The organism is Limnospira platensis NIES-39, assembly GCF_026000695.1.
GTDB lineage: Bacteria > Cyanobacteriota > Cyanobacteriia > Cyanobacteriales > Microcoleaceae > Limnospira > Limnospira platensis.
The window spans coordinates 3,926,112-3,944,832 of record NZ_AP026945.1 but is presented as its reverse complement, the minus strand read 5'-3'; the positions used below and the strand labels follow the sequence as shown (position 1 = coordinate 3,944,832).

Here is an 18,721-nt window from a genome sequence, read left to right as displayed (position 1 = left end):
TTGTTACTTTGAATTGTCTGTTAATTCTTCCTTTTCCGCTTCCTCTACAGCCTTTTCCGCTATCACAGCCATCAAATTTGACAGTGTGCGTCGTTGAATCCCAGCCAATTTTTCTAGTTTCTCCTTAATTTCGGGGTCAACATAAAAAGCAATTCTGGCTAATTTGGTTGGCCCGCCCACAGTTTTTAGTCCGCTAATCATAATTTCCTTGCAATTATACCACAACGTGCTATTATGGTTTTATGCTAACACAGCCTATACACAACTATATTAGCCTGTGCGTGATACATATAGCCTGTGTTGGCAATTGCCAACAAAATACCCACTGGTGTCTGCGGCCAAGCATACACACCAGTGGGCGCGAAAACCCCTTTACAGGAGTAACTATGACTTTAGCAGAACTTAAAGCTAATGCGATCGCCTTGGGATTATCAAAAGAAGATATCCGCCAGTTTGGCGACTTGCGTTCAAAAGCCACTTGGGAAGCCGCTATTACCCAAGCCGAATACGAAGCCGTACCAGAGGCCGAGCCTATCCGCGAAACTCTGTCCGATCAGGTTATGGTTAACCCTTTATATCAGGCAGAACCTGACACCACAAATCAGCCGAAAAATCAATGTACATTGAAAGAAACGGGAACTGATTACCGTACTCCCCAGAGTGTAATTTTGGTTACAGGGGCCTGCGATGGTATTGAGGAAGTTATTGATTTTGCTGCTGACCTTGGAGAGGCGCGACACATTGCCGACCAAGTTAAGTTGATGTTTGGGCAGCAAATCATAATCCGAGAATCCGATGGTAGTAGTGAGATGCTCTACCGTCGCCACGATGATGAGGTTGACCCCGACACCCTGCCAGAACTCAAGGATAAAGACGATCGCTTTGATTGTTGGAGTCCCTGGATGAAAGTAGGCGCTAAATTTACCACCCCCCGTGGCAACCGTTTCACCATTGTTGGCTTTGACAAGTGGGGAAACTGCCACGCGATCGCCGATGGGGATGAGGAGACCCAAACCTTCCGGCTTAGTCATCTGATTCAGTACACCCCAGAAGCTGACGATGATACCCGTCACGAAATTATTGAACAATTCCGCCAATCCGGGGTATCTGATGCTGATATCGCTGAATTGAAAGCCTCGCCCCTTTCTGTTACCGGTGCCGCAGTCGTTTTGGGTTTTCTGGAAGGCTTGCTTGAGCCAATCCCTGCCACCGGTGTGGTTGTTGGTTTGGTGCTGAGTTTTTTCGCCCTGGGGTGAGGGATGCCGGATGGGTGGGGTTCAAAGTTTCCCTAACTGCCGTGGCGATCGCTCTCCTGTGGCTAGGATTCTGGCTAGGGACTGGTGATCTAAGAATTCCCCCCTTTACCCTCACTGTAGACATTGCCAACCCCAACACAGAGGAACAGAAATGACACCCGAACATTGCCGTATCAGGGATTTAGTCATGAGATTGTATTGTCTCTTTTTGGATAATCCCGATGCCATAGCAGTTTTAAGTCCAGTGGTGCAACGTCAAATTGCCCTGTTCTGTTCTGATGCCGGCGCTGTTTTCGAGTGCAGCCTAAACCGATTGGATGTCAGGACAGAAAGGAACAGGAAAACCCGGCAATTAACACTTGATTAAAAATGCGATAACCGCGCTTGGGAGGGTAGCCGCCCGTTATCACCAAGTTTGTTACCCATTAGTTAGGAACATTTGATTATGATTGGATTTCTCAGAGGCGACGATGTGAAAGGTGGGGCGATCGCCCCCGTTGAGGGTCAGCATAGCAACCTTGATAAAGGGTCGGTTTTTGTTACTAGCCCCAACGGCATTACCCCCACTGGCCCTGGTAGCTGGGAGCATTTCCGTTTCGCTCCCGTGCTTGACCGCCCCCGTGTTCTTGATCCAGCCGAAGCCGATGCCCTCACCGACCTAGCCGATGAATCTGACAAGCACGTTGTTAGCACCCGGAAAGGATACCGAGCCTTAAAGCGATTGGATAACAATAGCCGCAAGGTCAACGAATCCTATGAGAAGTTGCGCCGCCATCAGGCTGGGAATGAACACAAGATTCAGTCAGCTAAACACGATTCAGCCAAATACTTGCACGGATTGCGACCTAAATATGCGCGCTTAGGGCAAGGTTTGGAAAAATCCGCACAACTGGCTGATCAGAAAATTAACGCCCTGATGTCTACCCTGTAATCCCATAAAAACGCCCCCGTTATTGGGGGCGAAAATATCAAAGGAAGTAGAACAGAATGATTCAATTGTATAGAATGCTTGGGTTGATTTTGTTATTTGGTGCGAGTAGTTCCACCGTGTCACTGTTGGCTGTCAGTCACCAAAGTTTCCGCCTCCCTGCCTTCTGGCTTGCCTTAATTGCCGCCAGCGTCTTGGGTGCAATGGGGGCGATCGCCTACTATCACAGAGACAAATCTGAGGAATGGTGGCAGTGGTTAGTTTTGGCGATCGCTGTGGCTGCTGTTCTAATTATTGGGGGTGCAATCCAATGGATGTAATCAATCCCAACGCCAACAATCAAGCCATTCGGAGTAATTGGAGATTGTTAAACGGCATATCAGTCTTAATAGCAGTTACAGCATCACCAGTTTGGTTTTTTACACCTTTCCTCACATACCAAAACACCCTAAGATGGTTATCTATTAGCTATGGTATGGGGGGCGGCGCTGGATTACTCTTGACCAGTAATGAATTGGCAAAACTCAAGCCAAAAATTACCGCATTAAATAAACAAGAGGAGGCAGATTTCAAGCATTCGGTCGCCAGTTCACTCTATCTAACTCAGCAGACTAACCAGGCAATTGCCGAATTTCTAAATTTTCAGATACATGACTCCCTTTATGCTCAACCAGAACTCCTAGACTCCCATGCTCACGGGGAGTTCAGAGAGTTACCAGAAAAGTTAGAAAGTTCTGAGTTAGCTAGTCAGTTTGAACTTGCCGAACTTTCTAAACTTGCCGAACGCTACCAGCAAGCCGTACTAGACGCGCTAGATAAAGGAATGATAGAATCTAAGATTATCAAAGACGTAATGGGTTTGGGTGGTGCTAAATATGCCAAAGGTCGTGCTGTACTTGAGTTAATTAAACAGGACGCAGAATATGAAGATTAAATTGTTTCACGAGAGTTTTTTGGACATAATGCAATGTTTGGATGGGACTATCTTAATCAACCTTAAGGTTAAGATACCTGTGTTTGAGAGAGACCCACAGCACATTAAATGGTTGTGTGAAGCGCACGAATGGCTGCGCCCCTATTTTCCTTTTTGGAGAGGAGTTTGTTAGTATGGCTAATCAGTTTATGCTAACCATCCCGACTGATAGGACAGCTAGACGCATTTTTACTCTCAGAATTCTTGTATACAGCTATCGGTCGTATGTGATAGATATACACTTATCACCTATTAGTTTTGACTACGACAATGACCATATAAGATGGTTGTGTAAAACCCACAAATGGTTAATGCCTTATTTTCCGCTTTTTGATTTTCTATAATTCTGGTGGTGTTGGTCATGATAAGACTCACAAGAAAATACAGGTTAGCAATAGAAATAGCCCCGAATTTTTCTCATTCTGATCGCGATTCGCTTTACAGCCACTTAGTCGGTATGGGGTATTGGTGGAATGGTCAGGCTTGGGCATTTGTTGAGCCAGAAGATTCACACCCTCCCAGCGGCGTGATTCGTATTCGGGTAATGACTGCCAGTAAGCTGGTGGCTAAGGTTGCCACTGAGCTTGCCGAACGTTTTGAATTAGATGGTTATACGCTATCTGACACTTCCAGAGTCTACCCCTGTCGCCCACCAAACAACAATGATGGCCGGGTTTATTTAACATTTATTCCCCCAGAGGGATGGGAGTAGCAGAAAATCAAACCGTAACACCCCCCTTTCCTTGATGTCCCCATCCCATCCTCAATCCGTCTTAATTGCTATCGCTGTCCTAAGCTGTCTCCCTTGCATATCCGGAAACCCTATAGATTTCCGTAACTGTTCGCATATCTAGTGCGATCGCATCCTAAGCTATTACCGGTATAAATAAATGGCTTGTTAATTAGCTTTTTGGGATGATTCCCTACTAACACTGTTCTATTGCCATCCTTATGGCTTACTTGATTTTACCGCTAGAGGAGTGTATCATAATCTCTTTAAAAGAATAGTGGCGGTTAGCCGATTAAACCTTTATCCCCTGTGGATAAAAATACTTCATCACCCCTAACCCGTTTCGCGTCTACTCTTAAAAACACTTTTCTTATACCCCCTTGGGGGAGAGTAGCAGGCCGTGAAATCGCGATTGTATGAGGTTAAGGCATTGGAAGAGGGAATCTAATCGGTTTTAACAAGAAAGTAAAACCAACTAGAAATGGTGGCAGCTTTCTTATTGAGTAAGTAGTAGCAACGAGGGAAAATCTAATAAAGCATTCGGCGGGCGGGGACTAAAAAAGGAAAATTTCCAAAAACAACACAGCCATTGTATATGGCTATTCAGTCAGTCTCCGATTGACTGACGACCGCCTACCATTGCGGATAGACTCCACAAAAAAACAATTAGGGTCTGGATTTCCCTTTTTCCCAGACCCTAACGGGTTATTAACTCTCAAGCGACTTGAACTCAATCGCCCAAAAGTATTTTTTGAATTATGGCAATTATAAAACAAAGCAAAACAGTTAGCAAGTTAATTGCAGCAATTTCTAGTATCCCTAGTGATTGGGTCTTAACGCCAGTTAACGGGGAAAAAGCACCCTACAGAACGGGTTGGCAGAAAGAGTCAGCTATATCTAGGGATGTTTTGGTTGATGAGATAAGTAAAGGACGCGCTAAAGGCTATGGTCTGAGAACGGGAAAGGTTAGTGGCGGTATTGTAGCCATTGACGCGGACGGACACAAAGCGCATGAGTTAGCCGAATCATTGGGGGGATTGCCACCCACTGTTAGTTTCACCAGTGGCAAGGAAGGGCGCGCCCAATATTTGTATTTAATCCCCGACACATATTGGGATAAAATTACCACTAAGAAATTACCGACAGGCCATAAATCATCTGACGGGAAAGAAGAGTTACTAGAGTTACGATGGGACGGTTGCCAGTCAGTTTTACCCCCATCAAAACACCCGGAAACTGGAGAGTATAAATGGCTAAAATCTCCCAATGAAATTGATATTGCCCAAGCACCACTATGGGTGATAAACAAAATGTTAAAAGAGACACCCCAGCCAATGCCGTTGGTTGTTTTGCCGGAGTCTATACCGTTAGAAGCGTGCTTAACCAAAGACGATCGCCAACTACTAAAGACGGGAGCCTCGCAAGGAAGCCGTAACGATAGCGCGGCTAAACTTGCCAGGAATTTAATCGGAACCCACAACTGGTTACACTCTAATGGGGAGAGGTGTCAGGATGACCCACATATTTTGTTTAATAACTATTGCGATCGCTGCAATCCGCCATTACCACCACGGGAAAGAGGCGCGATTTGGAAGTCAGCAGAAAAAAGTAATCCCACACCAACATTGTCAGAAGATTATTTAACAAATTGTGTCAAGTCTTACCGGAGACAGCCTACCCATACACCCACACACTGGACAGAAAAAGATGCTATAAACACGGTGGTTAAATGTGATTTACAAATCCTCAAAGACATAGAAAAAATCAAACGTGCCTTTGGGGAGAGAATTCGCTATAACACCCGTTTTAAGGTGATTGAAATTGATGGTGAGCCTATCAACCCTGACGCTCCTGAAATTGATTTAGCCAAAAAGGGTGGTGTTGAGATTAAGGGAAGTTTGAGAATCAAGAATCAAATCATCCTTGATGTAGCTCAAAGTAATAGCTTTGATCCGTTTGAGGATTATCTGGAAGATTGCCATAAAAAATGGGACGGTCAGAATCGTATCAATGGGGCAGCAAAACGTTATTTTGGGACAGATAACCCATTACACCAACGTTATTTAGAGTGTTTGTTAGTCGGAACTGTAGCTAGGACTAAAAAACCAGGATGCAAATTTGACACTTTATTAATTCTGCATGGTCAACAGGGGATAGGAAAATCTACATGGTTCAGAACCATGGTGGGTGATGACTTTTTCTGTGATGACATGGGGGACTTTAAAGAAAAAGATGAACGCCTAAAAATGCACCAATCTGTCTGGACAGAATGGGCGGAAGTAGAAAACAATATTAGCAGGAGTACGTCAGGAAAAATCAAGGCTTTTATTACAACTCAAACAGACAATATACGCCCCCCTTATGCACAACGTTCAACAGCGTACCCGCGCGCGAATGTGTTAGTTGGTTCAACCAACCGCACCGATTTTAACCATGATGAAACTGGCGCGCGGCGTTTTATGGTTATCCCAGTTTCTCAGGTTATCCCCACAAATTTGGTAGAGGATGAACGCGATCAGCTTTGGGGTGAGGTGGTAGAACTATATCGGCAAGGCCGTTGTTTCTACCTGACCCGTGAGGAACAGCAGCAAGCCAATTTGCTTAATAAAGAGTTCACAGAACACAGCTATCTACACGAGTTAATAGAGCAATTTGTTACTGATAAAGACACAGTAACAACTGAAGAGATAAAAGACTACCTTGGTAAACTAGATGGTGAAAAAATAAAAACAAATGAATTCAATCGCATTGAGCGAGAAATCAGGAAAGTAATGACAAATTTGGGTTTTTCCCAAAAACGATTCAACCGCAACGGGACCAAGAGAATGGGGTACATAAAGGACCAGCCAGTCCGGGAAGCGGACAGGCAGACAGGCAGCGGACAGGCAGCGGAAAAGGTGGGTGTCCACCCTGAAACACCGACACAGCAGTTGATTCAGACTGAGCGGACAGGCAGGACAGGCAGACAGGCAAATTTTGTTAAAAACGATCTAAACACAGCTAACTGTGTAGTTGGCCCTGTAAAAAACGGGACTTTAGGCCCTGACCCTGACAGCCAATCCGACGGTAGAGGTTTTGATGTCGGGGAAATCCCAGACACTTTTTACTGTGACACTACAGAAGAGTGTGAGGACGCTATAAAAAAGATTTTCATAGATTTATACAACAACAAAGAGCATCGGATCAGGAAAAATAAGCTCATAGCAAAATTTGCTGACACAGAGTTAGCTGAGTTAACTATAACCAGGTTACTAGATTCTTGGATGCTCCAAGAAATTAAGGATTATGTTTATGTTATCCCCCAAAGAATAAGAAATACTTGGTTTTCTGCAGGCAAGACAGTTGTGATTAACAAAGAAGATGATCCACTTTGTTCTTATCATGCTGAAATCACTCAGGTTGTTTCAAAAAATAAAGTTGCAGTAAAGGTTGGCAACAACTATGGGATATATGAAATCAAGTATTTAAGACCTAAACAAGATTAAGCCACTAATACAGTTAAAATCATCAACGAATCATGCAAAATAAATCATCCTAACGTTACAAAGGCAAGGTAGGTGTCGGAATGTGTAATAATAAACTCAGGCTTTCGTTGCCACGGCATTTATTTCCTGAACAACGGAAATATATTTATCTAGGGTTTAAAGACACCCCAGAAAACAGAAAAATTGCCGAAGCCAAAGCCAAGGCAATTGAAAGTGATATCGTTTATGAGCGCTTTGATTACACGCTGAAAAAATATACACAACAGCCACCACCACATCAAGACGAAGTGAAAATCACAACCCTTCAAGACCTGTATTATGAATATATTAATACGCGCAAAAAAACAGTCAGACCGGGGACTTGGAATAATAACTATATGGTGGCGTTGAGACACATACAAAGGTCGCCGTTCTGCAATGCGGACATATCAACGATAATTGGTCAGGATGTATATGATTGGGCTATTCAGAATCTGACCCCTGACACCACAAAGAGATTATTGACACAACTTAATGCTTGTTTTAACTGGGCTATAGAAAAAAGGCTAGTGAGCGAACCCTCACCATTTAATGGGTTAAGCGCTAAGGCTAATCGGTTAAAAAAAGCAAGTGATTCTGATGAGATTAACCCATTTACGGCTAACGAACGCGATCGCATTATCCAGTGTTTTGAATCTGAACCAAAACACAGCCACTTTTGTTTGTATGTCCGTTTCTGTTTCTTTACCGGGTGTCGCCCATCGGAGGCGATCGCTTTAAGATGGTCGGACGTTGCTGGCGACCTAAGCAAAATCACTTTTAACACCGTGATTGTTTCCGGGGAAGGGGGGCGCAAGCGCTGCGACGGTCTCAAGACTCAGACCCGCCGTAATTTCCCCTGTAACGAACAGGTCCAAATTATTCTCAGGGAGGCGCGATCGCGAAACAACTCGGAAATAGTTTTTCCCAGCAAGACAGGGAAGCCGATCCAAGTCGGTGATTTCTGTACAAAACATTGGCATCCAGTCTTAGAAATAATGGGCATAGAACACCGGAAACCCTACCAAATGAGGCACACCTTTATAACTCTATGCCTTGAAGCCGGAATTGATGCTAAGGACGTTGCCACTTGGGTCGGAAACTCCCCCCAAGTCATTTACCAAAACTATGCGGGGCGAAACCGGGGGCTTTCTATCCCCGATATTTAACACAGTTTGGCTATAATTTGGCTATAAAAATTTAGCCGACAGATACCAGAAAACGCCATAACGATTTACCAGCAAGGGGTTGGCACATCAAGACTCTTTCGACTTGAAATCGAGTGAGCCGCAAGGTTCTCGGGGTAATATCCCACCCTCTCCGTTGTTTCAGCCCCCCACAACACAAGAAATACACGGGAAGCGTTTATACGAGTTAACTGACTTGGCTGGCGATCGCTTTAGTTTTTCTGTATGATGATTGTGGCCAGGAGCAATGGCTAGGTGATTGAACCATAACAGCTTGAGAACCTGTTATTCGTTAGGGCCACAGACAACTCTACTCCCAAGTCCTAACGGATTCTTGTGGCTTTGGCTTGATTGTGCGATCGCGTTTACCTCTTGTCCCTGGCTGTTCATTGCTAAGTATTTTGTAAATCAACTTCATCAATTCATTGTCTCTTGAGTTGACCTCTGCTATTAACTTTTGGTTTTGCTTCATCAAAGACCACACTAAAAATATCACTACCCCATCACTTCCTACCCGTAATAATTCTGGTAAAACATCAGTCGCCATAATCTTTATATTTTTGGTTTTGGATATTTAACGGAAAATAATCTTGATTTTTGGTTAAGTATTTTTCCATGTGGTTGATGTTTATCCATATAAGTTTATTATGGTCTTCTATTTCTCGCCTAAGCGTTGATGATATTCTGTTTAGCTCTTCTCTGTTTCTGTTGACTTGTACTCTAATTATTGTGTATTGAACTGATACATACCAGACCGTACTAATGAGTGAAAGTATCCAACTTATAATTACCGTAATTTTCTCAATTTCAATATCCACGACGGAATTAACTCCTCTGTTGATGTGGATTTTTAATCACATTTGACTTGGGTTAATTTCAAGACTTTGACCAGATAACGCAGATAGAATCCGAATTATCTGGCAGCTTTAAATTTTCGACCAACTAACTTTTGACGTTCGGGACAATTATACTATTTTCATACTTTTCAAAAAAAGCTAGAGTTCTTTCTAACCTCCTAAAAAATGTCCCGTCTAAACTTTCTATTACCGGCCCAATACTTACTGCTGAGACCACATTAATTGCTTTATTTCCTGGTTGTTGGTTGTATACTTACTGTGCTTGATATAATGCCCCTACTAAATGACAAAATTCTACGGTAGCGTCCACACTATCACCGCTTGCCCCCAATGTTTCTAGTAAGGTTTTAAACTGTGAATCATCTGGGAGATGGTCGATTAATTGATTAAGAGAGATGTCCATGTTAACTTACAAAAGCCTCAATTGTTACGTCAAACTTTAGATCCATTGTAGGATGATTTTCGATCCATGTTGCGTTTTTGAAAAAACGGCGGCGGACTCCCAACCTTCTAATCACCGAGGGGTTGTCTGTAAATTCTTGAACTGGTGGATAGTTAATCAGTTGCGGTTCTTCTGTAACGTATACAGTCCTTTGCCCTGTTATCCAGTCAGAATTTTCAGAATCATTATAATAATGCCCTCGAATAAGCAGCATTGACCTATAGCCATCATAGGGATTTGTCCACCGCCCCCAATCAGTTGAAAATTTAAACCTCAACAATGAGTATTGAGTAACTGGGGGGCTGTGAATTATCCACTCTTGACTTGGCTGATAGCTTGAAGCTATCACCTCCCATGTGCCATAAGCATCTGTAAAACTCATGCTTTACTTGACAACTTGGCGGCGGTCTAAACCAGCACCTACTACTGTCCTACCATTAAGCGTTTTTCCTGTCGCTCTGTAATACGATAAAGCATCATCTATCTTGTCACCAGCGCAGAAAATTCTATAATTAATTTTTCTGCCTCCTGTGGCGCTACATCGTACATTAATCCTTACTAATTCCCCGGTTCGCATTAGTTCAGCAGTGTCATATAGTGGGGCTTTTAAATTTGCGGCTTCTGCCTCTCTAACCCCTAGAACATCAGCATTATCTGCTGTATACATTACATTACTAGCTCGAAAGACCCTAGCGGTTGCTCCTGTGCCTGTTTGACAAATTTTCGTTCTAGCTGCCATTTCAGAATCCTTTTATATTATTTAACGGTAATCAACTCGTACACGATCGCGACATGAAGTTATCACTCCCGTACCATCCCAGGGCTTGTTAGGTAGCACTTGGATGGCTTCAGTAACCTTGTCTGTAGGCACATAAATATCAGCACCAAAATACTTATTGTCTTTTCGGTAGTTAATTCGCATCTTCATTAAGAAACCCTCCTGCACAGCTTTATTTGGCTTAAGCATATGTGCATTTACATTTGTTGGATCTGTGTGGGCGGTCATTCCGAGATGTGTAGCAATGCCATTGTACCGATTAGAAAGCCGGGCAGCTACTTTAATGGTTCCCGTACCCCCTGGCGAGGGTGAATTCCAGCTATAAATTTTTGAACTATTTAGACTGGGCATAGAATACCTGCCTTGTTGTTTAAAAACTGATTACCACTACATTCATAACAGGTATTTTTAGGGTGTGCAACAGTTACGGAAACCTATAGGGTTTCCGAACATACAAGGGAGTTTGTTTGATCTAAAAAAATCGTTGGGGTTGTCTTCTAATCGGGATTCTTGTATATGTGCCCGTTGTAGTCACAGAGTATGATAGGCTCATTGAGCATCTCCAAAAACAATTTCGCCTCTCTAAAATAGACGTGCCCGACCGGACGGCGGCGGGGTGGTTTGACTTTGTTACCCAATATCGTCACTTCTGGGGGCGTAATAGGAAACGCTTGGGATGGATTTTGGTTGCTCGATGTAAAGACCTTTGAACTGTCAAACTCTATCTGCATCACCTGGCAGATTCGTTGATAAAGATTAATCCCCTCTGATGCACTGGTGACAAAAACGAAAGATTCCAACCCTTGGCGCTTGTCTCTATAGCTAACCGATTCCCTCCCCTTGTGAAGACGGAATTGTTGAGGTTGTAGAAAGTTTTGGACGATTCTCTGTGCCAAACTTCTGATATTAGCTTTAGTTAACAAGTCGCCAGTTCCGTTCGGGTTTTCTGTTTTTCCCACCAAACGGAATCCCACTCTTGCCTCTAATTGTCGGTAGCCTTTTTCCACATCCTCGATCCGTTCCAAGAAGTACAGCACAACTTTGGGAGCGCCCCGGTAACTGATACCCGTCGAGACAGTGCTATCCATCCCATCACTGCTACCCCCACCCTCGTAGTGGATTTGTAGGATTTGCCTAATTAATTCCTTGTCGTTCCCCGTCAAGACAACTGATTTGTTCTGAGAGCGATCGGGAAAATATTCTATTGTGCGGTGAAGCCCAACATCTTTTGCTGTTTTTCGGGCTGAAGGTTTCCATTCAATGTAAGCCGGGCGAGAGCCTACCTCGTTCCTCCATCTGCTTATTGTCTCCCCATTGGAATCCTTAACATTAGATGAAGGATAGTTAGTTCTTAAATTGGGGAGTTTTGGGTTCACTCTGTAGCGCAGTTCTGGATAACCCGATGCCCAAACATCAAACCAATCCTCGAATTTTAGATCGCTGGCATTGAGAAGATGCTCGATCATCTTCTCCATCCATCCCAGTTGTGACAACTGCAATGCCAAGGCTGACTCAGAACCAGCCATCAGCAGTTTGTAATCTAGGTTTTTTCTGTCTGGCTGTAGTTGGTAAACGTTCCAGTTTGGCTGCAATTCTATTCGGACTCGTTCCGGCCGCTTATCTGATAGTTTCGTGATACGCCGTTGACGAGCCATCATGATGTAAGTTTGCTGAGTAAGTCTTCCAACTTCTACCATTGATATCCCTCCTCTCAGGTGATGAATTTATACCGGTATCCACTCCTCATAAGTTCCCTGCTCTGACAACAACTCACCGAGGGTTTCAAAAAAAGTAGATGTCATTGTTTCTATACCCTCCCATTGTTGCTCATTCACCCAATCAAAATATTCATCTTCTTTAACTTTCGCCCAAGTTTCTTCTACTTTCTCCGAAACAATAAAAGGTGATTGCCCTTCCTTGCCCCAAGTATCTTCCTTATCCAACAACTTGGCTGCTACTTTTCTGGCGTTGATGTAAGTCATAACAAACAGTGCTTTCTTAACAACCTCTTGCACCGCATACCTCAGCGAGGATAACGCATCCACCAAAGTCTCTTTAATAGTCGGGTTAATCATACACATAGCGGCGATCGCACCTTCCCGAATCCTTAAACTTGTTGCCGCTGCGCTGCCCACCTTGCCCGCCACTAAAGCCGCTAAAGACTTCCCGACTGTTTCACCGAGGGGTACATATAAAGCGTTAGCCGCTTGTTTTAACTCATCCATCATTTTCTTGTCAGATGCTGCCCAATCAAAGTTATAGGCTTGAGAAACCCCTTGGGTTAATTTGCTCATCAGTGTAGGCACTGTTACCCCTAAAAAACCGCCAACAAAAGCCGGGTGGGCTGATATTACACCTCCTGCACCCGCCGCAACAAGTCCTACAGCTTTTCCGCCAATAACCAGCACCGTCCCAGCAATTAAACCACCCGCTAAAAGCCCCGCCACTTTAGGAACCATAGGAGCCTCTAACAACCAATCTTTGAAAAAACCCCAGTTCCCTTTTTTGATGTTTTCTGCAATAGCTAAAGCTCCACCCTTGACACTACCCGCCCATTTCTTAAAATCAAAGGCTTTTAAGTTTTGAACCTGCTGGTAGAAAGTGGACGAAAAACTATTAAACCACTGGGCGGACATCGCACCGCCAGCTATAGCGGTTGAGGTCAGTTCTTTCTGGTCTATCCCTACAACATTAGACATAATCTTAACCTATATTATCAGCGTCGAATGGTAATAAGTCTTTACTTTGGCGGAACTCATTTAGGTTTTCCCTCGATGACAAATTATCGGATTTGATTTGGCGATTCATCATCAACTCAGCATTAGTCTTTAAGAGACGTGCCCGTTCCTCTCTAGTAGGAGGATTTTTGGGTTTATCTTTAAACCTCGGTTCTGTCATAGCATTATAGTAATTCATCAACCAAGAACGTTTAAACTGTTCAAAATCGCCGCCCCCAACGGCTGAAGCTACATTTAAATATTCTAAGTGTAGCCGAAAATCTAAAACCGCGATCGCTTCCTCTATTCTGTTGTTGGTATCAGTTCTTAACCCGGCTTTTTCATCTTTTTTAGATGGTGGTTTCCCACCACTACCGGAATCCCTCGGAGGGCGATTAGAACCACGGGGGGGATTTCTTTTGGTCACGATTATGTCCTCATTTTAGCCGCCATATTCAAAATTATCTCATAAAGGTCAGTGCTTTTAAACCTAAACTCATCAACCTCTATTTCATAATCATGAATCTCTAATAAATCGGGTAACATAGCTTCTGTCGTGTCTTCATCGTTTAAATCAAGTTTAGGCTCCTGACCCTTTTTACTATCCTTACCGAATCCCTTACCAGCTCCCCAGTGTTTTTTACCAAACACATTAAACTCAATCGGTAAAGTCACCACCTTCGAGATAATAGGAATTCCCAACCCGTCCAAAATCGCCGACGTTCTGTAATATAACTTAGCTAAAGTCCGATACATTCTCGTCATTATATAAGCTAGGCGAATCTGAATATTTAACCGGTTAGCACTATCACCTTTCAACTCAATCAACAGTTCAGTCTGAGCCTTTAATATAGCCCCCAGCGAGTTAAACTTTAACTCTATAGACTGGTCGCCTTTTTGGGCTTTATTCGTATCCTGAACTTTAACAGTAACCGGAGCATCAAAACCATAATTATCGATGGTTTTAAACAGGTCAGACATGATTTCCAGATAATCCTTATTTGCATGATTCCCTTTACCTTCTGGTATCATCATATTAGACGGAACCTGGAAACTCTTGTCTAACAACTTCCTGACCCCTAGGGCTTTATGTATTTCCCGAGTCATCTTAATCAAATCTTCACAACAGTTTTTGTCCATATCATCTGGTAATATTGGTAAACTTGGCGGTGGCTCTGGTTCAGATAAATTCTCTGTATAAGGCAGAGGTACCAGGTAAAGGCACCAGGATATATATCTCTGATAAAGTTGATGGCTTATATAGTTACCAGTTTCTGGTTCTATTTGGTTAAAAACTATCGGAGCCACCGCAACATTAATCTGCTGGGCTGATTTCAAATAATAAGGTGAAAGCATCGGGTATGATGTCCATACACGCTGGGGAAACCATGTAGGAGATTTCTTGATATATTCTAGTTGACTTACCGATTTAATATAATTAAAGTGTACTCCAACTTTAACATCTCTAAACCGCAGTCTATCCCAACGCCCAAAAAGCTGTCTAGTCTCCGAAACTGGCACTATTCCCATAAAAGTTATAGACTCGAACGCCCAACGTTCATTGGAAAATTCAAGGGAACTTATTAAGCTTGATTTTGTTGTTATTGTACCCTCACCCTTCGCTATAAAATTTAATCCTGCTTCCGTAAAAGTTGGAAACCACCCCCACAAAAAGAATACTTTTTTAACTAGATAGAGTTCCCCTAACTGGCGAGAATATCCAGCCGGAGGTCGAGGGATATCGAGCTTAGGAGGTCTAAGATCATTTTCATCTTCGCTTGTCTCAATTTCATCTTCCTCTGTTTCCTCGTCTTTATCATCTTCGCAAACATTTCTGGCAAAGGTAACCGTTTTCCCCCCAATAGTTACGCTCATCGATTGCTCGCATTCCCCAAGGTAAACCGAGACATTAGCATCATTGATACTGTCAATTGTTCCCCCAAAACCTTTGGGGCTTCCATCCTCGTCAAGGTCTACAAATGCGCGGGCTGTGCTGCCTATTTTTTCAGTTTTTATCCCTCTCCTAGTTCCACCATCCTGTAAATCCTCAGCTTCTATGCTTGCTTTGGGCAACATCGACCGGGCAAAATCAACCATTCCCCCAACGTCTATATCAATATCCCCGTCGTCGCGGGGAAACCTTACTCTAACTCTGGATTTATCATCCGCCTCTAATCTTTTGACCTCTCTTTCTATTACATCTACAGCTTGCCTGTAGTTGCGATTTCTAACAATGTCTTTCACCCTCCTGCTTCGCTCTTCTACCTCTCTCATGACAAAAATTCCTCATCCCAATTAATAAATAATTGCCTCCATCCCTCCTCAGACAACACCCGATTATCAGTCAGCCATTCTGGTTCCATCGCCTCGATCGCTTCCAAAGAAACCGAATTAATCGTTTCCCGTTTTTTTAGCATAAAATAAGCATTAGGCAGATACGGGCTTCTCCAAGACATTAACATGGCAGTGACTGGCAACACTTCTAAAAAGTCAAAAGTTTGGCATAGATACTCAATTCTCTCTAACCATTGCTCAACAAGAAAACGATAGTTATCTTTGCGTCTTAAATCCGTTTTATCCGTTTGTCGATCCGTTTTCGGAAATTCATTAATTGTCCTGTATTGTATGGGAACATTAGCCAAGGCTTTTAACTCTCGAATGAAAGGAAAAGCATCAGATGGAGAACCGGGAAGCAAAAAGTGGCGTTTGAATATCACCTTTTTAGCATAAAGCATTGATGATAAATCACTATTCCACAAATTAACTGCATCTACTTCATATTGTCCCTCTGGTAGATAACTTAAATCCTCGGTATTTTCACTGCTATATAAAGCTGTGGTCATTGATAATAACTCTCCATAATCAGAACAGTTGTCGTTCCCTCTTTTACTTTTGCCCATATCGCGTCAGTTGGTATAAATCCGGCTACATTACCTGGATAATAAATCTGGCCGGGTGGCATTTTGAATGGATGGCTTGTCGCGTCACTTCCCAATGTGCCAAAACCCCAAAGGAGCTCAATTTCTCCCTGATTTTGAATTTCAAAATAAGCACGGCTTAGATTAGCGGGGGCTATTAACATGGGATTAGGGCTTACAGTGACTGTGTTCATCACTGTATTAGCCGGACGTTTAGCCATCAATATTAAATCTAATTCTACTCTATGTTCTCCCTCGATGTAAAGAGTGTCATAGATGCGATTACTGGCTATTGAACCGCCCCCTAATATGCCGTTGCCATAATCCTTAAAACTTACACCCAATTGGTCAGCACTGCCAAGTATTTTGACCTCGTTTGCTGTTAAGTAAGGATTAATTAGAGGAACATAAAACCGCCTCCCTCGGTTTTGAATAACAGGACAAGCTGCCTCGACCCATGAACCGGTAGCGCTTTTTCTTCTAAGCAATTGCCACCCAAATTTAGGATGATTGCTCTCTAATTTCATTAATTTGGCTGCTCTTTCTGCCGCCGAATCCTCTGGGTAAAATTCAGGATAAGGAGACCGGGGAAAACTTGGACACCAAACTGAGGCGGTGAGACTTTCTAGGAAAACATTAGCACGCCATAGCCATCTAGGGTCAATATTGTTAGACATTGAGTTGACGACATCAGAGACAGCCAAAAGTGTTAATGGGTCTGTAACATAATTACTGGCATTACTTTCATTAATTTCAAATGAAAATGTGTCGGTTTCTGATCAGCGATTTTCTGCCATAGTTTAAGGCGTTAATAAGTATGGTTGTGCGGTTGAAGTCATGCCGTCGCTGTAGCTAATGATTACAGGATAGTCTGTTAAAGTAATGGTAAGTATTAATGGATAAGTTCCACTTCCACGAATGTTAGGTCCTATGGTAAACTCACAATGTTTTCTGGCGGGTTCGGGATTGAGTGTGGGGCTAAATTCGGCGGCGTGTTGATACATTACCAAATGCAGTAGAGCGCTACATAGATTTTGTTGATTAAAAGGATAGCTACCCGTTCCGGGTTGAAAGCCCACAAGAAATGGTTCTACTACTGCGATCGCACCGTCATCAATAAAACCTTCTAACTCGTCAATATCCAGATTAACAACAGAAGCCTCCTCATCCAGAGACAGATCCATAATATCTTTCCCGGTGATATTAACGACTAAGTTTTTCTGCCTTTGCAACAATTGCCGCCCCATTGCTAAAACTAAGGCTTCTAAGGTAGTTTCAGAAAAATCGGGATAAAGTCCCGGCGTGATGTTCATATGCGACAATAGAGACAACTCATTCCATTTTACTATAAATGCCTATTCGGTTTGAAATGCGTCCTACCGGTGGCGGGGGCGGCGGCGCTTATTATCGCCATATTAAGTCAGGTTATTTTCAACTCACCGCAGGGGAAGAGATTGAAATAGTCCCCGCCACGCCATTATTAGTCCGTCGGGAAATCACCATCCAAGCCGACAATCCTTTTTCTATTCGGTGGGTAGGGTCTGATTTATCCTTACCTGTTTTTGAAAATGGCTTCTATTCCGATGGGAGTGATGGGGGGATTGGTGTTTTAGCAAGCAGCCCCACAACTCAGATTCTCTCTATCTGGGTGCGCCAAGATACGGAAATTGACTACAACATAGGAAGCGAAATCGAGGACGATATGCCTATCCCAGATTTATCAATTAGACCGTTTATTTCCTTAGATTCCAATATAAACAAACTTCCATCGTTTATAAGTTCTGATTCTCAAGTTAATTATGATGACGTAGATACTTATAATAGGTTCTGGGGAACGTGGACTACAACAGAGGGAGCAGTTAGAGCCTGGCAATTTGATGCTTTTTTGCCCGGTAAACAATATGTTTTTAATATTACCCATAATCTTTATGCCTACATTGGGAATGACGGAATTTCTACGTCTGTTATCAAGGAAGGAACTAATATCGAGATTTTACTATGTCCTCGTGAAACCATGTGGATGGCAATATCTCAAGTTGCATTGTTTTCTAATGTTTTGAGTTCACATATTGACATAGATAATCTTGAAAAATGGATAACAAATCGATGCTCTGTTATTACAGTTCCTGACACAGGGGGAGCTTTTAATCTGACTCCTACTCTGTCTCGCTATATTTTGCTGTTTAAAGCTGAAGGTTCTTTTTTAGCTCCCGGATTAGGACTTTGCCGTTGCATTTACACGCCCAACAGCACAGACCCAAAACAAGGGGGAGAATTTGAGATAACGCAGTTTTTACCATGGGAGGATTGGTAAATTCACAAAAATAGGGGAGAGTATTACCGGTTAGTAAACAAATATAGAGAAGGCTGATCCGATCGCTCGCCGCCAAACTTTCCCCCAAGTCGGCGCGAAAACTAATATTCTCCCCGCC

Annotated in this window: 24 protein-coding genes and 1 pseudogene; 12 read left to right on the top strand and 13 right to left on the bottom strand. The window is 43.0% G+C overall.

The window, feature by feature from the left end; genetic code table 11:
* Positions 1-3 precede the first annotated feature (3 nt).
* Positions 4-201, bottom strand: a complete 198-nt coding sequence (locus N39L_RS19375) for a ribbon-helix-helix domain-containing protein (RefSeq protein ID WP_006617524.1) — start codon at positions 199-201, stop codon at positions 4-6.
* 185 nt (positions 202-386) lie between these two features.
* Here N39L_RS19375 and N39L_RS19370 point away from each other — a divergent pair, with 185 nt between their 5' ends.
* From N39L_RS19370 to N39L_RS19320, 11 genes and pseudogenes are all read left to right on the top strand, one after another.
* Entirely contained in the window at positions 387-1,256 is an 870-nt protein-coding gene (locus N39L_RS19370) for a hypothetical protein (protein WP_006617525.1), read from the top strand.
* Positions 1,257-1,270: 14 nt separating this feature from the next.
* Positions 1,271-1,411, top strand: coding sequence for a hypothetical protein (locus tag N39L_RS19365; RefSeq protein WP_162097039.1), 141 nt, complete (start codon positions 1,271-1,273; stop codon positions 1,409-1,411).
* Positions 1,408-1,623 carry a hypothetical protein gene (locus N39L_RS19360; protein ID WP_014276076.1) on the top strand — a complete coding sequence of 72 codons (216 nt, stop codon included), beginning with the start codon at positions 1,408-1,410 and terminating at the stop codon, positions 1,621-1,623. The genes N39L_RS19365 and N39L_RS19360 overlap by 4 nt, the downstream gene beginning before the upstream one ends.
* 78 nt (positions 1,624-1,701) lie before the next feature.
* Complete coding sequence (locus N39L_RS19355) at positions 1,702-2,187, top strand: hypothetical protein (RefSeq protein ID WP_006617526.1); 486 nt, start codon at positions 1,702-1,704, stop codon at positions 2,185-2,187.
* A 56-nt stretch (positions 2,188-2,243) separates the two neighbouring features.
* Complete coding sequence (locus N39L_RS19350) at positions 2,244-2,504, top strand: hypothetical protein (protein WP_006617527.1); 261 nt, start codon at positions 2,244-2,246, stop codon at positions 2,502-2,504.
* Positions 2,495-3,118: a hypothetical protein gene (locus N39L_RS19345; RefSeq protein ID WP_014276075.1), complete on the top strand. Its 624-nt coding sequence runs from the start codon at positions 2,495-2,497 to the stop codon at positions 3,116-3,118. Before N39L_RS19350 ends, N39L_RS19345 begins: the two co-directional genes overlap by 10 nt.
* A 400-nt stretch (positions 3,119-3,518) precedes the next feature.
* Positions 3,519-3,869, top strand: a complete 351-nt coding sequence (locus N39L_RS19340) for a hypothetical protein (RefSeq protein ID WP_014276074.1) — start codon at positions 3,519-3,521, stop codon at positions 3,867-3,869.
* 636 nt (positions 3,870-4,505) lie between these two features.
* Entirely contained in the window at positions 4,506-4,658 is a 153-nt protein-coding gene (locus N39L_RS19335; RefSeq protein WP_161783023.1) for a hypothetical protein, read from the top strand.
* A pseudogene (locus N39L_RS19330) lies at positions 4,646-5,125 on the top strand (bifunctional DNA primase/polymerase); the annotation flags it as partial. The gene N39L_RS19335 and the pseudogene N39L_RS19330, both read left to right, overlap by 13 nt.
* A gap of 72 nt (positions 5,126-5,197) precedes the next feature.
* The gene (locus N39L_RS19325; protein ID WP_234933797.1) at positions 5,198-7,372 is read left to right on the top strand and encodes a VapE domain-containing protein; all 2,175 of its coding nucleotides are present in this window, start codon (positions 5,198-5,200) and stop codon (positions 7,370-7,372) included.
* An 80-nt stretch (positions 7,373-7,452) separates the two neighbouring features.
* Entirely contained in the window at positions 7,453-8,559 is a 1,107-nt protein-coding gene (locus N39L_RS19320) for a tyrosine-type recombinase/integrase (RefSeq protein ID WP_006617532.1), read from the top strand.
* 328 nt (positions 8,560-8,887) lie between these two features.
* Here the strand turns inward: N39L_RS19320 and N39L_RS19315 are convergent, their stop codons facing one another.
* From N39L_RS19315 to N39L_RS19260, 12 genes are all read right to left on the bottom strand, one after another.
* Complete coding sequence (locus N39L_RS19315) at positions 8,888-9,124, bottom strand: hypothetical protein (protein WP_014274413.1); 237 nt, start codon at positions 9,122-9,124, stop codon at positions 8,888-8,890.
* Between the two features lie 563 nt (positions 9,125-9,687).
* Complete coding sequence (locus N39L_RS19310) at positions 9,688-9,837, bottom strand: hypothetical protein (RefSeq protein WP_014274412.1); 150 nt, start codon at positions 9,835-9,837, stop codon at positions 9,688-9,690.
* Position 9,838: 1 nt separating this feature from the next.
* The gene (locus N39L_RS19305; protein ID WP_014274411.1) at positions 9,839-10,258 is read right to left on the bottom strand and encodes a hypothetical protein; all 420 of its coding nucleotides are present in this window, start codon (positions 10,256-10,258) and stop codon (positions 9,839-9,841) included.
* 3 nt (positions 10,259-10,261) lie between these two features.
* A complete protein-coding gene (locus N39L_RS19300; protein ID WP_014274410.1) occupies positions 10,262-10,615 on the bottom strand; it encodes a hypothetical protein in 354 nt (117 codons plus the stop codon).
* Between the two features lie 21 nt (positions 10,616-10,636).
* On the bottom strand, positions 10,637-11,005 hold the full coding sequence (locus N39L_RS19295; RefSeq protein WP_014274409.1) for a hypothetical protein: 369 nt from the start codon (positions 11,003-11,005) through the stop codon (positions 10,637-10,639).
* Between the two features lie 146 nt (positions 11,006-11,151).
* Complete coding sequence (locus N39L_RS19290) at positions 11,152-12,351, bottom strand: hypothetical protein (protein WP_014275459.1); 1,200 nt, start codon at positions 12,349-12,351, stop codon at positions 11,152-11,154.
* Between the two features lie 27 nt (positions 12,352-12,378).
* Positions 12,379-13,353 carry a hypothetical protein gene (locus tag N39L_RS19285; protein ID WP_014276073.1) on the bottom strand — a complete coding sequence of 325 codons (975 nt, stop codon included), beginning with the start codon at positions 13,351-13,353 and terminating at the stop codon, positions 12,379-12,381.
* A 4-nt stretch (positions 13,354-13,357) separates the two neighbouring features.
* Positions 13,358-13,798: a hypothetical protein gene (locus N39L_RS19280; RefSeq protein WP_014275486.1), complete on the bottom strand. Its 441-nt coding sequence runs from the start codon at positions 13,796-13,798 to the stop codon at positions 13,358-13,360.
* 2 nt (positions 13,799-13,800) lie between these two features.
* Positions 13,801-15,645, bottom strand: a complete 1,845-nt coding sequence (locus N39L_RS19275) for a hypothetical protein (RefSeq protein WP_014275485.1) — start codon at positions 15,643-15,645, stop codon at positions 13,801-13,803.
* Positions 15,642-16,214 (bottom strand): hypothetical protein, encoded by a 573-nt coding sequence (locus N39L_RS19270; RefSeq protein ID WP_014276478.1) that lies wholly within the window; start codon positions 16,212-16,214, stop codon positions 15,642-15,644. The genes N39L_RS19275 and N39L_RS19270 overlap by 4 nt, the downstream gene beginning before the upstream one ends.
* A complete protein-coding gene (locus N39L_RS19265; RefSeq protein WP_234933440.1) occupies positions 16,211-16,993 on the bottom strand; it encodes a group 2 RNA polymerase sigma factor SigC in 783 nt (260 codons plus the stop codon). Before N39L_RS19265 ends, N39L_RS19270 begins: the two co-directional genes overlap by 4 nt.
* 96 nt (positions 16,994-17,089) lie before the next feature.
* Entirely contained in the window at positions 17,090-17,620 is a 531-nt protein-coding gene (locus N39L_RS19260) for a hypothetical protein (protein ID WP_410223695.1), read from the bottom strand.
* Positions 17,621-17,640: 20 nt separating this feature from the next.
* On the opposite strand from N39L_RS19260, the gene N39L_RS19255 reads away from it, so the two are divergent.
* Positions 17,641-18,603: a hypothetical protein gene (locus tag N39L_RS19255; RefSeq protein ID WP_014275869.1), complete on the top strand. Its 963-nt coding sequence runs from the start codon at positions 17,641-17,643 to the stop codon at positions 18,601-18,603.
* The last annotated feature ends 118 nt before the right edge of the window (positions 18,604-18,721 follow it).